This is a genomic window from Rhodoferax sp. P1_F3, assembly GCF_056405715.1.
On sequence record NZ_JBFUBO010000005.1, the window covers coordinates 214317 to 229845 of the forward strand.

Genomic DNA, 15529 nt, shown 5'->3' on the forward strand with positions numbered 1-15529 from the left:
CTTTCTCTTAGGTTGGTAGGTCTGTTACTCATCAATGTCTACAATTGGGCTAACAGGTCACACAGGCTATAAATGCCAGAAACACAACCCCTTTTTGTTTTGCTCAAGCGCTTGTGGCGCTACATCTCAGCCAAACGACGGAAACAGTTCGCTGCATTATTAGTCTTAATGGTGCTGTCTTCGTTTGCTGAGATTGTAAGCATTGGCGCGGTCATACCATTTTTGGGGGTATTGACGCACCCTCAGGGGGTTTTTGAATATCCTCTATTGCAACCTTTAATTCAATTCTTTGATATTGGTGGTCCGGAACAGTTACTCTTGCCTTTGACGGTAGCGTTTTCAATTGCTGCATTGTTGGCTGGAGGGATGCGTTTATTGTTTGTTTGGGCAAGTACGCGTTTAACATTTGCTGCCGGGGCTGATATGAGTAGCAGTATTTATGAGCGTACTCTATACCAACCTTACACTGTACATGTATCGCGCAACAGCAGTGAGGTTATTTCTGGAATAACCCATAAGGCTAATGAAATTATTTACAGTGTTATGACGCCGGTACTTGTCATAATCAGTTCAATAATTACATTGAGTGCGATATTGTTGGCATTGATCTCGATTGACCCTTTTATTTCTTTGGTTGCATTTGGCGGATTTGGTGGTATTTACGCTGTAATAATAAGAATTTCGCGTAGTCGCTTGGCTGTTAATAGTCGTCGAATAGCCAATGAATCCACTCAAGTGATTAAATCCTTGCAAGAGGGGTTGGGTGGTATTCGTGATGTGTTGATTGATGGTACGCAACCGATATATTGTCAAATATACCGAACCTCGGACTTGTCGCTGAGGCGTGCGCAAGGTAGTAGTCAATTCATTGGCATTTTTCCGCGCTACGGAATTGAAGCGCTGGGAATGATATTTATTGCTATTTTGGCGTATGGGTTAGCCCGAAAACAGGGCGGCGTCGCCAATGCTATTCCTGTTATGGGCGCTTTGGCGTTAGGTGCTCAACGAATGCTGCCTATGTTGCAGCAGGCATATGGAAATTGGACTGCTATGAGAGCTGGCCAAGCTACTTTTCAGGATGTTTTGAGCTTGTTGGACCAGCCGCTACCGGACTATGTTTCTGAGCCTTGGCCGCAGAGTATCCCATTTGAACATAGCGTTGTGTTGAAAGATGTATCTTTTCGGTATGACTCGGAGGGGCCCTGGGTACTTCAAAATATTGATTTTGTTTTAAGTAAAGGGGCACGTATTGGATTGATAGGCACCACAGGTAGTGGTAAGAGTACTCTTTTGGACATAGCAATGGGGTTACTGTCGCCAACAAAGGGGACTCTAAAGGTGGATGGTGTTTCGATCGATAAATCCAATTTACGGGGCTGGCAGGCGCATATTGCACATGTACCGCAAGTGATATATTTGGCAGACATCTCTATTGCGGAAAATATTGCCTTCGGTATTTCGGTCGATCGAATTGATATGGATAGGGTACGTGAAGCAGCTCGACAAGCACAAATGGACGCAGTGATTGAGGGTTGGCCTGAACAGTATCAAACGAGGGTTGGTGAGCGTGGTGTCCGTCTGTCCGGTGGCCAGCGTCAACGTATTGGCATTGCGCGTGCACTATATAAACGTGCTGACGTTATTGTCTTTGACGAAGCTACCAGTGCTCTGGATAATGATACTGAGTTGGCTGTAATGCAGGCTATTGAGTCGCTGGGCGAGGACTTGACTGTGATAATGATTGCGCACAGACTGTCTACGCTTAAAAAATGCACTGCTGTAGTTGAATTGAGTGCTGGAAAAATTGCGCGTAGTGGTACTTACCAAAGTATTGTTGCGCAAGCCGCCTAACTCAAAAATAAATACTCATCTCAAAAAAACAATGCTCAGTAATTCATCTATTCTCATAACAGGTGGCACGGGTTCGTTTGGACATACTTTTGTTCCGCTTACGCTTGCTAAATATAACCCACGGCGATTGGTTGTTTATTCTCGCGATGAAATGAAGCAGTGGGAGATGGCTAAGCTTTACGGCAATGACAGTCGGGTGCGTTTTTTTATTGGTGACGTGCGTGACAAGGAGCGTCTTGCACGGGCACTGCATGGTGTCGACTATGTGGTTCACGCGGCAGCGACCAAAATTGTGCCCACTGCAGAATACAACCCCTTTGAATGTGTCAAGACCAATGTCTTTGGCGCCATGAACCTGATCGATGCCTGCATTGACCAAGGCGTCAAGCGCGTAGTGGCCTTGTCGACCGACAAGGCCAGCAGCCCCGCTAATCTGTATGGAGCAACCAAGCTCACTTCGGACAAGCTGTTTATTGCAGGCAACTCATATTCCGGCGAAGGGGATACGCGGTTTGCGGTGGTTCGCTACGGCAATGTCATGGGTTCACGGGGGTCGGTGATTCCCTTTTTTCTGACGCTCGCGAACAAGGGCGTGCTTCCCATTACTGATGAACGGATGACTCGTTTCATGATCACGCTGGAAGAAGGGGTGGATCTGGTATGGCATGCGTTCGAGGACATGGTTGGGGGCGAGATCTACGTCAAGAAGATACCTTCCATGCGCATGACAGACGTGGCCAAGGCAGTTGCCCCAGATGCGCGCCAAGAAATTGTCGGTATCCGCCCCGGTGAAAAACTGCACGAGCAGATGATCGGTTTGGAGGATGCCCCGCACACCTACGAATACCGTCAGCATTTCAAGATACTCCCTGCTATCAACAACTGGAGCCAGGATCCGGTGCGCATTGGGGATGGGCAGTCGGTTGCTCCTGAATTTACATATTCGTCCGACAACAACACCGAGTGGATGAGCCCGGAGACGTTGCGCGCGTGGATTGTGTCCAACCGCGAGAAAATTGGGAAAATTTGAAGCACATGATCCCTTATGGTCGTCAGGATATTAATCAGGCGGATATTGACGCCGTCACGGAAGTGTTGCGCTCAGACTTTTTGACGCAAGGCCAAGCTGTTCCTGCTTTCGAAGAGGCAGTCGCCAAGTATTGCGGCGGGCAACATGCTGTGGCGGTAAACAGCGCTACCAGCGCGCTGCACATTGCTTGCCTGGCGCTGGGTGTTGGGCCCGGTGATCTGGTGTGGACCACGCCCATCACTTTTGTGGCAAGCGCCAACTGCGCCCTTTATTGCGGCGCGGATGTTGATTTTGTTGATATTGACCTGCGGACCTACAACATGTGCCCGCAACGGCTGGCCGAAAAACTCGCCCGAGCCAAAGCCGTGGGCCGATTGCCCAAAGTGGTTATCCCTGTACATTTGTGTGGTCAGTCGTGTGATATGCAAGCCATCCACGCCTTGGGGCTTCAGTATGGCTTCAAGATTGTGGAAGATGCTTCGCATGCGATCGGCGGCCGCTATCGGGATGTGCCTGTCGGGTCCTGCAGCTATAGTGACATCACGGTCTTCAGCTTCCACCCTGTCAAGATCATCACCACCGCCGAAGGCGGAATGGCCGTCACAAATGACACCCGTTTGAACCAGCGCATGCGTCTGCTGCGCAGCCACGGCATCACGCGTGATGTGCATGACATGACGCATGCTTCCGATGGTCCCTGGTACTACCAGCAGGTTGAGCTGGGCTACAACTACCGCCTGACCGACCTCCAGGCCGCGCTGGGACTGAGCCAGATGCGCCGGCTGGATGCCTTTGTCAGCCAGCGACACCGCCTGGTGGAGCGCTACGAGCGGCTGCTGAAGGATTTGCCGGTAGTCACGCCTTGGCAGCTTCCGGAGTCGTACTCCGGTTTGCATCTGTATGTGGTTCGCCTTGATCTGGATCGAATTACCCGATCGCATCGCGCGGTTTTCGAAAGCTTACGTGCCGATGGTGTTGGGGTGAATTTGCATTACATACCGGTGTACACCCAGCCCTATTACGCTCGGCGCGGTTTTGTGCCGGGCTATTGCCCCAACGCGGAGCTCTACTACGCAACGGCCATCAGCCTGCCGCTGTACCCCGGACTCACGGAGTCCATGCAGGACCACGTGGTCGCGGCGCTGGGCAAGGCATTGACTCGATGAGGCTTGCCGTCATTCCTGCCCGTGGCGGCAGCAAGCGCATCCCCCGCAAGAACATCAAGTCCTTTTGTGGTAAACCCATGATCGCCTGGTCGATCCAGGTCGCATTGGAGTCTCTGCTGTTTGACCGTGTGGTGGTGTCCACAGACGACCCGGAAATCGCTGAGATTGCAAGGCAATGGGGAGCAGAAGTCCCATTCACGCGTCCGCCTGAGCTTTCGGATGACCATGCTGGGACAACGCCGGTGATTGCGCATGCTGTCCGTTGGTTTATCGACCAAGGGCTTTCCCCTGACTTGGTGTGCTGCCTCTATGCCACGGCCCCCTTTTTGCATATTTCCGATTTGCGTGCGGGCCTAGCGCTGCTGGAGTCGGGGGCGTGGTCGTACGCGTTCTCTGCCACTAACTACGCCGCACCGATTTTTCGCTCCTTTCAACGCACACTGTCTGGTGGCGTGGAGATGTTTTTCCCGGACCGGTTCAGTGTTAGATCGCAGGACCTGCCCGAAGCCCTGCATGATGCTGGCCAGTTCTATTGGGGCAGGACATCGGCCTGGTTGGACTCTCTGCGAATCTTTGATCACCACTCTGCTCCGTTGATGGTGCCGCGCTGGCGGGTGCAGGATATTGATACCGTTGATGATTGGCTGCGCGCAGAAATCCTGGCTCCCCAGATTTTTGGCCATGAACGCTGAGCGCGACGCTTGCCGTGTTGCCTTTCGGGTGGACGCATCCACCCGGATTGGTACGGGCCATTTCATGCGCTGTCTGACGTTGGCGGATGCCTTGTGCCAGCGCGGTGCGACGGTGCACTTCGTGGCACGGCATTTGCCGCAATACCTTGAAGCCATGCTCATGGAGCGGAAACTGGGGTTCATGCGGATTGGGTCCTCTGAAGATCCGGCTGCAGCGGGTGGTTTGGCGCACGCTGTGTGGCTGGGCACCACACAGGATGTTGATGCAGCACAGTCCCGGAGTGCGCTGAACGGCGATTTTTGGGATTGGCTGATCGTGGACCACTACGCACTGGATGCGGCATGGGAACGTGCCTTGCGTCCGTTGGTGGGGAAAATAGCGGTCATTGACGACATTGCGGACCGCGCCCATGATTGCGACGTGCTCATAGACCAGAACTTTCGTGAAGATGCTTCTGCGCGATACAGCCGGCTAGTGCCGGCAAACTGTCAGTTATTACTAGGCCCTGAATACGCAATGTTGCGCAGTGAGTTTTCCCGTCTGCGACAACAGGCTAAGCCCCGCACCGGCGGGGTCGGGCGGATACTTGTTTTCTTTGGTGGTGTGGATGCGGCAAACATGACCAGTTTTGGGATACAAGCGCTGGCCCTGGCCAAGCTTGATGGCATAGAAGTGGATGTAGTGGTAGGGGCACACCACCCGTGCTTGCCTGGAGTGCGCACACTGTGTGGTGAGTTCGAGTATCGCTGTCATGTTCAGACGGACAAGATGGCCGAAATGATGCTGGCTGCTGACCTGGCCATCGGAGCCGCTGGCTCCGCATCCTGGGAGCGTTGTTGCCTGGGCTTGCCTTCGCTGCTGTTTTCTTTGGCTGACAATCAGATCGGCATTGCGCAAGCGATTGAACTGCTGGGGGCAGGGAAGTATGTCGGTGGCGTCGGGGCCATCAACTTACAGCAATTTGCACAGATGGTTGCAAGTATCTGCAGCAAGCCGGAATTGCTCTTGGGGCTGTCAAGCAAGGCATATGCAGTGACGGATGGGGGCGGGGTACTCAGGGTATGTTCACAGTTAGGATTCAACCATGAAGATATCCGTTCTCTGCACTGATCCGAAGCATCCAGTTGTTCCACGCCTTTCCGAGTGGTCATTGCTGACCGGTCAGCGTGGGCATGAAGTAACACTTTGCCATCGTCGTAGTGAGCTGTCCGCCGGGGATATATTGTTTTTGGTATCTTGTGCGGAACTGATTCCGGCGTTTGTCCGTTCGACCTATAAAGCCGCATTAGTCGTGCATGCCAGTGATCTGCCGTCGGGCAGAGGGTGGTCTCCGCATATCTGGTCGATCCTCCATGGTGCCAGCGAAATTACGGTGAGCCTGCTGGAGGCCGAGGATCCTGTGGACAGCGGGCCGGTGTGGTTCAAGAAGAAGTTCCAACTGCTGGGACACGAGTTGCTGGGGGAAATCAATGAGAAGCTGTTTGGTATTGAGCTGGAGCTGATGACCCAGGCGGTTGATGAGTTCCGGACTGTCGTGCCTCAAGCCCAGCCTGAAGATGGGGTAAGCTATTTCCGCCGTAGAGCGCCGGACGATAGCCGCTTAGACCCGCATCGGACCATTGCCGATCAATTCGAGCTAATGCGCGTGGCGGACCCAGCCAGATACCCCAATTTTTTTGAATTTCGTGGAGAGAAGTACTTTCTGACGATCAGGAAAGCAGACCATGTCGACTAACAAGAACATAACAATTGCCAATCTATCTATCGGTGCGGCATGCCGGCCCTTTGTCATCGCGGAGATGTCCGGGAACCACAACCAGTCCTTGGAGCGTGCCCTTGAAATCGTGACCGCCGCGGCCAAGGCCGGTGCACATGGTCTGAAAATCCAGACCTATACGCCGGATACGATGACCCTGGATCTGGACGAACGGGAATTTCATATTGACGATCCCAAAAGCCTGTGGAAGGGCTCGTCGCTGTACAAGCTGTATGGCCAGGCCTATACCCCCTGGGAGTGGCACAAACCCATTTTCGACCGTGCCATCGCGCTGGGCATGATCCCGTTCAGTACCCCGTTTGACGACACGGCCATCGACTTTCTGGAGAGCCTGAATGTCCCCTGCTACAAAATCGCTTCGTTTGAAAACACGGATTTGCCGCTAATCCGCCGTGTCGCGGCTACCGGCAAGCCGCTGATCATTTCCACGGGCATGGCCACTGTTGCCGAACTCGATGAAACCGTGCGGGCCGCCCGCGATGCGGGGTGCAAGGACCTTATCCTATTGAAGTGCACCAGCACCTACCCCGCCACGGCGAGCAATACCAATATATTGACGATCCCCCACTTGCGGGAGCTGTTCGATTGCGAGGTCGGCTTGTCCGACCACACCATGGGGGTTGGCGTATCGGTTGCCAGTGTCGCCCTGGGGGCCACGGTCATAGAAAAGCACTTCACCTTGAGCCGTGCCGAAGGCGGCGTGGATAGCACTTTTTCCATGGAGCCAGCGGAAATGGCGCAATTGGTGGTTGAGACCGAGCGCGCATGGCAGGCCTTGGGAGGCGTCTCTTACGGGCCGACAGAGGCCGAAAAGAAGTCCATCCAATTCCGCCGCTCACTGTATGTAGTGCGTAACCTGAAGGCGGGAGATGTGCTGACACGCGACAACGTGCGGGCCATTCGTCCGGGCCTGGGGCTGCCGACGAAATACATGGACCAACTCTTGGGCCGGGTCGTTAGGCGTGATGTCGTGCGCGGTACGGCCCTGGCCTGGGATGTATTGCAATGAAATATTGCAAGCGCTGTCTGCAGCCTGATACCAGGCCCAACACCATTTTCAGGGAAAACGGCATATGCCCCGCTTGCAGTTATTTCGAAGCACTACAAGCCGTGGACTGGCAGGAGCGGTATGAAATACTGCGCGACCTGCTTGCCAACTTCAAGCGCAAAAAGGGCCAATACCACGATTGCATCATTGGCGTCAGTGGCGGCAAAGACAGTACGCGCCAAGCCCTTTACTTGCGCGACAAGTTGGGGATTAATCCGCTGCTGGTGTGTCTGAGCTACCCGCCAGAGCAGGTGACTGAACGTGGGGTCGACAATCTATCGAATTTGATTGAGCTGGGCTTTGACGTGGTGGTCAGTGCGCCCGCGCCTCAAACATGGATGAAGCTGAAGCAGAAGGGCTTTGAGCGATTTACCAACTCCTTTCGGTCCACGGAACTGGCCTTGTTTTCAACGGTGCCGCAAATTGCGATCAAGTATGGCATTCGCCTGATTCTGTGGGGTGAAAACCCTGGCCTGCAGTTGGGCGACATGAAGACATTGGGCAAGACTGGGTACGACGGCAACAATCTGCGCCATATGAACACGCTCTCCAGTGGCCTGGACTGGATGCTGGACAGTGGCTATTTGCGGCGTGAGCTGATTCCCTATATCTATCCCGATGTGGCCGAGTTCGAGCGGCACGATTTGCAGATCATTTATCTGGGGTGGTTCCTGGGGGACTGGTCCCTGGTCAACAATGCTGCTTACTCCTGCACCACGGGGCTCGAAATCCGCGAGGATGGCGTCGAAAAGACGGGTGATCTGTATGGCGTCACTGCGCTGGACGAGGACTTCACGCCTGTGAATCAGATGATCAAGTACTACAAGTTCGGCTTTGGTCGGGTCACGGATTACGTGAACGAGGAAATTCGCCTGGGCCGGATCAGCCGCTCCCGGGGTATCGAATTGGTGGAGCAGTACGACGACGCGCAAGATGCGGAATATATCCAGCGATATTGCGACTACCTGTCCATTTCCGTTGCTGATTTTTGGAAAAAGATCCACACCTCAGTGAATTGGGAACTATTCCAGATCCATGCCAACGGGCGCATAGAGCGCAAGTACAAGGTGGGCGTCGGACTATGAATACCTTGATCATCGGGATCGTGGACTACGGCATGGGCAACCACGCCTCCGTCGTCCACTGCATGCGGGAGCTGGGGTTTCGCGTGCGCGTGAGCAAAGTTCCGGCCGAACTGGATAAAGTGGATGTCTTGATTCTTCCTGGCGTCGGGGCATTTCCCATGGCCATGCGGGCTTTGCGCGAAAGAGGCCTGGAGGCCTATCTGCGGGAACAAGGGCGCAATCAGCGCCCCATCATCGGCATCTGCCTGGGTATGCAGTTGCTGGCCGGGGCATCCAGTGAGTATGAGTACACCAAGGGGCTGGATTTGATCCCAGGTGAGTTCGTGCCCTTTCAGGGGGGTGCGTGGCATATCGGCTGGAACGATATCGCCTGCGCCCCGTCCGATAGCTTGCTGGCACCCAGTGACAAGGCCTGCTTCTATTTCAACCACTCCTTTCTTTTTCAAGGTGAAGCGCGTTACCAGGCGGCCACCACGCTGCATGGGCAGCAGTTTGCCAGCATCATTCGCAACGGGGCCGCGATTGGCCTGCAGTTCCATCCTGAAAAAAGCCAGAAGGCTGGGCATGTCCTGTTGCACAACCTGATCACGGGAATGCCCCATGCTTAAGAAACGCATTGTCGGTGTCGTCACTGTTAAGGATGGTTGGGCCGTCCAATCGTTCTCGTATCGCCGATACTTGCCCTTGGGGCGCCCTGAGTGGTTGGTGGAAAATCTGGATCGCTGGGGCGCGGATGAAATCTTGCTGCAATGTATAGACCGGAGTTCTGCTGGCGCTGGCCCGGACTTCGAATTGCTGGACAAGGTGGCCCGCTTAGGCTTGAGTACGCCGCTGATCTATAGCGGTGGCGTCAGCACCCGGGATGAAGGCATTGCAGTGATTCAGCGCGGAGCCGACCGGATCGCCGTGGATGCTTTGCTGCGAGACGGGTTCCCGGTTGTTGAAGAGCTGGCGCAGGTGCTAGGTGCGCAGGCCCTGATCGCATCGCTTCCCATGGCGTGCAGGGCGGGAAACGCGGAATGGTTTGATTACCGCTCCAAAACATACGCGCCTTTGGAGCCCGCATTTGCTGCTGCGCTGGAGCGGGGCGCGGTGTCGGAGATATTGCTGACCGACTGCGCGCACGAGGGCATACCCGCCGGGTTTGACGAGGCGCTGGCGGACTGGGTGCCTTTCAAGAACATTCCGTTGATTCTTTTCGGGGGAATCAGTGAGGTGGGGCAAATACAGTCCTTGCTGAAGAGAGACAAGGTAGTTGCTGCGGCGATCGGAAACTTCCTGAGCTACCAGGAGCACGGCATTCAAAAAATCAAAAGCGGTTTGCAGGCCCGCTCAATCCGTCCACCGGCGTATCACGCCATAGAAGACTCGTCCGACTACGATGGCTGACATTCAATTTTGCAAGCGCTGCCTGTATGGCAGCACACATCCGCTTGGCCTGACGCTCGATGAAGAAGGTATCTGCTCGGGCTGCCGCGTGCACGAAGAGAAAGATGCGCTGGATTGGGGTGTGCGTTGGGATAAATTGAAGGCCTTGGTCGATCCCTACCGGGACGTTAGCGGTTCCAACTACGACTGCATAGTGCCAGTGAGTGGGGGGCAGGATGCCTACTTCATCCTGCATCTGGTCAAGGAGCGGTTGGGGCTCAATCCTTTGCTGGTCACTTACAACAAGTACTACAACACTCCGCTCGGTATTCGCAATCTGGCGAACCTGAGGATTCGCTTCAATTGCGACATCATCTACCAAAACGTCAATCCGATTTCCGTCAAGAACATCGTCCGCACCAGTCTGCGCAAGGTCGGTAGTATGTATTGGCCGATATTGGCTGGACAAACGGTGTTTCCGGTGCAGACTGCGGTCAGATACAAAGTGCCGCTGATCATCTGGGGCGCGCACCAGGGCCTGGAACAGGTCGGTATGTTTTCTCATCTGCACGAGGTGGAGATGACGCGTCGCTACCGCAAGGACCATGACCTGATGGGCTATGAGGCGGATGACCTGCTCTCTGTTTTTGACACGCTCAGGCAACAGGACATCTGGCAATTCCGTTATCCGGAAGATGACGAATTGAACGCCGTGGGCGTGCGTGGCGTCTACTTGGGAAACTACGTGCGCTGGGACCCCAAGGCGCAGCATGAGCAGATGATTCGTGAAAAGGCCTATCAGACTTCCAGTTTCCAACGCACGTTTGACTGCTATGACTATGTGGACTGCTTCAACTACATGGATGTGCATGACATGCTGAAGCTGTACAAGCACGGCTATTCCAAAGTCACCGATCATGCGACCCGAGAGATCCGCCATGGGCGCCTTACCCGGGATCAGGGGTTGGCCTATGTGAGGCGTTATGAGCGCAAGGAGATGCAATACGCTGCCGAATTCTGCGAATGGATCAACATGACGCCGCGCGCGTTGCAGTTCTTGATGGATCGACACCGCAATCCAAAATTCTGGAATGAGCGTGAACCCGGCCAGTGGGAGTTCAAGGGATGGAGTAGCCTGCAGCAGGTCGCGGCAGGCGAAGGCACGGTTTCGGGAATCGAATTTACGGCAAACGATCGGTTGGAGCGCAAGAAAACTGTCGAATACGTGACGTATGGCAGGGGCTACCCGTGAGCTTGCATTTGATTGTCACGGCGGATGAGTCTACCTGGCGGTTGGATCGCCCGGCGCTTTTTTTGGGCGAGTGGTGCAAAGTGTACGCAAGACGTGATGTGTGGGGCGGGATGGATGCGTCAACACTTCGCCATATCTGGATGGACCCCGATCGCTTCGAAGGGGGCTATCGCTATATGGAGTCTTTGTATGAAAGACTTCTGCCTGCGGTGGCGGCGCAGCTCAACTCCATCCATGGCGTCAACCATGGTATTCGGTATTGGCGCATTTTGATTGGTCCCTGGCTTGCCACTTTCATGCATGTCGTTTACGAGCGCTGGAGCATGATCACGCACGCGCTGGAGACGCACGACATCAGTTCATTTGCGGCGCATGTCGATGAAGCTTTGGCGTACGTCCCGAAAGGGATGAGTGATTTTCACGACAGTGTGGCTAACGATGATTGGAACGGTTTTCTGTATCTGGAGATACTCAAACATAAAAAGGTCCTGCATCACATGGACGTTCAAGTGGTCCCTTTGCACCCATCGGGTGCCGCTTCGCAGATGGCGTGTGCAGAGGATGTGAAGATGAGTTGCATGGCGGCTTTGAAAAGAAAGCTGTGCCAGCTGGCGGTGGGTAAAAACGATGTTTTCATGATATCGACCTACGTCCCATTTGAAAGACTGGTTGTTTTGCAGCTCCGCTTGGGGCAGTTTCCTTTTCGCTGGGAGCGCGTGCTTTCGAGAAGTGCAGCTCCAGCCGGATCGGCTAGGGCTTGGCATATATCCATGCCTTCTGAAAATTCCTTTGAGAGTTTTTTAATGCAGATGGTCCCTCGGCAGATGCCCGTCATCTTTCTGGAGGGGTATGAAGAATTGGTGAAGCTGGTTTCTGCCGTACCTTGGCCCAAGAGCCCGAGAGCCATCTTCACCAGCAATTCGCTGTGGTCAGATGAACTGGTCAAGGCCTACGCCGCTTCCAGAGCCGATGAGGGAAGTCGGTTGGTATACGGGCAGCACGGGGGCTTATACGGGGTTGGAATATTTAGTTGGGCCGAGAAGCACGAGACAGATATTGCGGACCGTTACCTCACGTGGGGATGGGGTGGCCAGTCCGGAAGTCGCAAGTTTTTGCCCGTGGGGTACTTCAAACGGAAACTGAAGACCCCGGTAAAGCACAGGGCAGACGGGGACTTGGTATTGGTTTGCTACGAATACCCCAGGTATACCCATCGCTTCGAGTCTGAAACGATGGTGATGCTTGGGGGGTATATTGACAATTGCCTTGAGTTCGGTCGTCGCCTGTCTCCAGTGGTACGAGATAGCTTGCTGATCAGGTTGACACCGCGTGAGTCGGGTTGGTACCAAGCGGAGCGATGGAAAAATAACTTTCCGTCCGTGCGTGTTGACAAAGGCACAAAAAAAATGGACTCGCTGGTTGAATCGTCGCGGCTGATGGTCTATACCTATAATTCCACTGGCTACATGGAGGCGTTTGTGTCAAATGTCCCCTGTATCATGTTTTGGGATCCTGTCATGAGCAGGGTGCGCCCAGATGCAGCACATGACTTTGATGAATTGAAGCGGGTAGGCATTCTGCACGACACGCCGCAAAGTGCTGCAGCCCACGTCGATGCCATCTGGACGCATGTCCCTGCATGGTGGAATTCAAACGCTGTTCAGGTGGCACTGCAAAAATTCATCCAAGCCTACTGCAAACAGTCCTCCACGGTTGACGAAGAAATACGGGATGCACTGCTTTCCGCCTGATGTGCGGAACCTGAGATCAATAGAATGAAAAACACACTAAAAATACTGTTGGAAAAATTTGTAAACCTGTTTGCCGGAACGGTCGTGGGCAGATATGTTTACCCCTTGTTTTCCCAAGCTGCAGTGGCTCGCGTGCTGAATGCACCAGGCGATTCGAAGTTGCGCTTTCATGTGCCGAACGCAGTCAACAGATACCGAGTCCAGACGTTCCTCACCAAGGAGCCGGAAACGCTGGAGTGGTTGGACAGGATCCCACGAGGAAGTGTCGTATGGGATATCGGTGCGAATGTGGGTCTTTATACCTGTTATGCGGCAGGTGTACGCGGATGCCGTGTTTTCGCGTTTGAGCCATCCGTGCTCAATTTGGAATTGCTTGCGCGCAACATCCACGTCAATGCGCTCAGCGATCGGGTGACCATTGTGCCCCTGCCCTTGGCAGACAAATTGTGCTTTAGTACCTTGAATATGTCGTCCATGGAATGGGGCGGTGCGAAGTCCACTTTCAAGGAGTCGTATGGTCATGATGGTAAGCAGATGATTGCCGTTTTCAAGGTGCCCACCATTGGCTTGTCCATGGTGGATGCCGTCGAGCTGTTGAACGTGCCACGGCCGGACTACATCAAGATGGACGTGGATGGGATCGAGCATCTGATCCTTGGCGCAGGCGGCGATGTCTTGCGAGGCGCCAAGGAAATTCTGGTTGAAATCAATGACGAATTCCGTGAGCAGGCAGATTTGGCGCGTCAGTATCTGTTGGATGCAGGCTTCAAGCTGTTTGAAAAGCGCCATGCGTCGGAGTTCGATGATTCCCTGTCGAGCGCTTCGACTACTTTCAATCAAATTTGGATAAGGTCTGCCAATGAGTAAGTTGCGGGTGGGGATCGCCGGGTATGGTGTAGTTGGAAAGCGACGCCACGATTGCATCCGGAAGCGGTCAGACATGCAGGTGGTTGCGGTCTGTGACCGTGTTTTTGCTGGCAACGGCCAGCTTGCTGACGGTGTGCGCAGCTACAGCAGTTACCAGGACATTCTGGGTGAGGAGCTGAATGTGCTCTTTGTCTGCTTGACCAACGATATTGCAGCGGATGTGACCATTGCTGCTCTGGAGCGCGGGCTACACGTCTTCTGCGAGAAACCGCCTGGCCGCGATGTGGCCGATATCGAGCGGGTGATCCGCTGCGAAACTGCGCACGCGGGGCTCAAGTTGATGTATGGCTTCAATCACCGTTATCACGATTCGGTGGTCGAAGCGCTGCGCATCGTGCGGTCTGGTGACATGGGCAAGGTCATAAGCATGCGCGGCGTGTACGGCAAATCCAAGCTGATCACCTTCAATCAGCCTGACTGGCGTGTGCGGCGTGAGGTCGCAGGAGGTGGAGTACTGCTTGACCAAGGTATCCACATGGTGGATCTGATGCGACTTTTTGCCGGCGAGTTCACCGAAGTGCACAGCTTCATTTCGAACGGCCATTGGGGCTACGACGTGGAAGACAATGCCTACGCACTGATGCGCACCTCCGGTGGCGTCGTAGCGATGCTCAATTCTTCTGCAACCCAGTGGCGTCATCGATTCAATTTGGATATCACCTTGGACCGCGGCAGCGTGATTCTGGGGGGCATTCTTTCGAGCTCCAAGAGCTATGGCGCAGAGACCTTGACCGTGGTGCGGGCTGACCCGGACCAGGACAACGGCGACCCGTTGGAGCAGCTCACCCGCTATAACCGGGACCCTTCGTGGGACGAGGAGATTAGTCGGTTTGCAGATTGCGTTCTGCAGGGGGCGCCAGTTGGTAGCGGTTCCTCTTCAGACGCATTGAATACAATGAAGCTTGTGTACAGTATTTACTATGCAGACCCGCTGTGGCGGGCGCGTTATGCCATTGCCAACCCCGATGCAGCGACCCTATGAACAATATTGACCGAATTTTTTCCCGCAACGCGGCGACCTTTACGCGCTCCTATTTTGAATACTTGGGTGAAGTGTTGCGCGGCATAGACCCGGATGCGGTCGCTCGGCTGGCGCAGACCTTGCTGGATGCGCGTGAACGTGGCGCAACGGTATATTTCATCGGCAATGGCGGCAGTGCTGCCACCTCGAGCCACTTTGCCAATGACCTGTCGATTGGCACTAACTCTTACGACAAGCCGTTTCGTGTGGTCAGCCTGACCGATAACCAGGCCATCATCACTGCGATCGGCAATGACTTTGGTTACGAAGACATTTTTGTGCGCCAGCTGCAGGTATTGGCACGTCCGGGCGATGTGGTGATTGGCGTTTCTGCTTCCGGCAATTCGCCGAACTTGGTTAAGGCGTTTGAATACGCCAGCAGCCGTGGCATCAAGACTGTTGCCATCACCGCCTTTGACGGTGGCAAGCTCAAGGCGATGGCTGACGATGGCGTTCATGTGCCTACCGCTCCCAAGGAGTACGGCCCCGCCGAGGACGCACACATGGTGCTGGACCATCTGTTGGGTGCCTATCTGATGCGCATGGTGAAAAGTGACTGA

Annotated in this window: 15 protein-coding genes; all 15 read left to right on the forward strand. The window is 54.3% G+C overall.

The features are described 5' to 3' along the window. Positions 1–72: 72 nt before the first annotated feature. The 15 genes from AC1DZ5_RS10505 to AC1DZ5_RS10575 are packed head-to-tail and all read left to right on the forward strand — an operon-like array spanning position 73 to position 15529. Entirely contained in the window at positions 73–1851 is a 1779-nt protein-coding gene (locus AC1DZ5_RS10505) for an ABC transporter ATP-binding protein (RefSeq protein ID WP_477888735.1), read from the forward strand. A gap of 31 nt (positions 1852–1882) precedes the next feature. Beyond that, positions 1883–2881 (forward strand): UDP-N-acetylglucosamine 4,6-dehydratase (inverting), encoded by a 999-nt coding sequence (gene pseB, locus AC1DZ5_RS10510; RefSeq protein WP_477888850.1) that lies wholly within the window; start codon positions 1883–1885, stop codon positions 2879–2881. Between the two features lie 5 nt (positions 2882–2886). Next, on the forward strand, positions 2887–4047 hold the full coding sequence (gene pseC / locus AC1DZ5_RS10515; protein WP_477888852.1) for a UDP-4-amino-4,6-dideoxy-N-acetyl-beta-L-altrosamine transaminase: 1161 nt from the start codon (positions 2887–2889) through the stop codon (positions 4045–4047). Further along, on the forward strand, positions 4044–4739 hold the full coding sequence (gene pseF / locus AC1DZ5_RS10520) for a pseudaminic acid cytidylyltransferase (protein ID WP_477888737.1): 696 nt from the start codon (positions 4044–4046) through the stop codon (positions 4737–4739). The genes pseC and pseF overlap by 4 nt, the downstream gene beginning before the upstream one ends. Continuing rightward, entirely contained in the window at positions 4729–5850 is a 1122-nt protein-coding gene (gene pseG / locus AC1DZ5_RS10525) for a UDP-2,4-diacetamido-2,4,6-trideoxy-beta-L-altropyranose hydrolase (protein ID WP_477888739.1), read from the forward strand. The genes pseF and pseG overlap by 11 nt, the downstream gene beginning before the upstream one ends. Next, entirely contained in the window at positions 5825–6475 is a 651-nt protein-coding gene (locus AC1DZ5_RS10530; RefSeq protein ID WP_477888741.1) for a formyltransferase family protein, read from the forward strand. Before pseG ends, AC1DZ5_RS10530 begins: the two co-directional genes overlap by 26 nt. After that, positions 6465–7526, forward strand: a complete 1062-nt coding sequence (gene pseI / locus AC1DZ5_RS10535) for a pseudaminic acid synthase (RefSeq protein WP_477888743.1) — start codon at positions 6465–6467, stop codon at positions 7524–7526. The genes AC1DZ5_RS10530 and pseI overlap by 11 nt, the downstream gene beginning before the upstream one ends. Continuing rightward, positions 7523–8650 (forward strand): N-acetyl sugar amidotransferase, encoded by a 1128-nt coding sequence (locus AC1DZ5_RS10540; protein ID WP_477888745.1) that lies wholly within the window; start codon positions 7523–7525, stop codon positions 8648–8650. The genes pseI and AC1DZ5_RS10540 overlap by 4 nt, the downstream gene beginning before the upstream one ends. Continuing rightward, complete coding sequence (gene hisH / locus AC1DZ5_RS10545) at positions 8647–9258, forward strand: imidazole glycerol phosphate synthase subunit HisH (RefSeq protein WP_477888747.1); 612 nt, start codon at positions 8647–8649, stop codon at positions 9256–9258. Before AC1DZ5_RS10540 ends, hisH begins: the two co-directional genes overlap by 4 nt. Further along, positions 9251–10039: a HisA/HisF-related TIM barrel protein gene (locus tag AC1DZ5_RS10550; protein WP_477888749.1), complete on the forward strand. Its 789-nt coding sequence runs from the start codon at positions 9251–9253 to the stop codon at positions 10037–10039. Before hisH ends, AC1DZ5_RS10550 begins: the two co-directional genes overlap by 8 nt. Further along, positions 10032–11270: an N-acetyl sugar amidotransferase gene (locus tag AC1DZ5_RS10555; RefSeq protein WP_477888751.1), complete on the forward strand. Its 1239-nt coding sequence runs from the start codon at positions 10032–10034 to the stop codon at positions 11268–11270. The genes AC1DZ5_RS10550 and AC1DZ5_RS10555 overlap by 8 nt, the downstream gene beginning before the upstream one ends. Next, the gene (locus AC1DZ5_RS10560) at positions 11267–13021 is read left to right on the forward strand and encodes an LIC12162 family transferase (protein WP_477888753.1); all 1755 of its coding nucleotides are present in this window, start codon (positions 11267–11269) and stop codon (positions 13019–13021) included. The genes AC1DZ5_RS10555 and AC1DZ5_RS10560 overlap by 4 nt, the downstream gene beginning before the upstream one ends. 24 nt (positions 13022–13045) lie before the next feature. Next, entirely contained in the window at positions 13046–13888 is an 843-nt protein-coding gene (locus tag AC1DZ5_RS10565; RefSeq protein WP_477888755.1) for an FkbM family methyltransferase, read from the forward strand. Beyond that, positions 13881–14930 (forward strand): Gfo/Idh/MocA family protein, encoded by a 1050-nt coding sequence (locus AC1DZ5_RS10570; protein ID WP_477888757.1) that lies wholly within the window; start codon positions 13881–13883, stop codon positions 14928–14930. The genes AC1DZ5_RS10565 and AC1DZ5_RS10570 overlap by 8 nt, the downstream gene beginning before the upstream one ends. Further along, positions 14927–15529, forward strand: coding sequence for an SIS domain-containing protein (locus AC1DZ5_RS10575; RefSeq protein WP_477888759.1), 603 nt, complete (start codon positions 14927–14929; stop codon positions 15527–15529). The genes AC1DZ5_RS10570 and AC1DZ5_RS10575 overlap by 4 nt, the downstream gene beginning before the upstream one ends.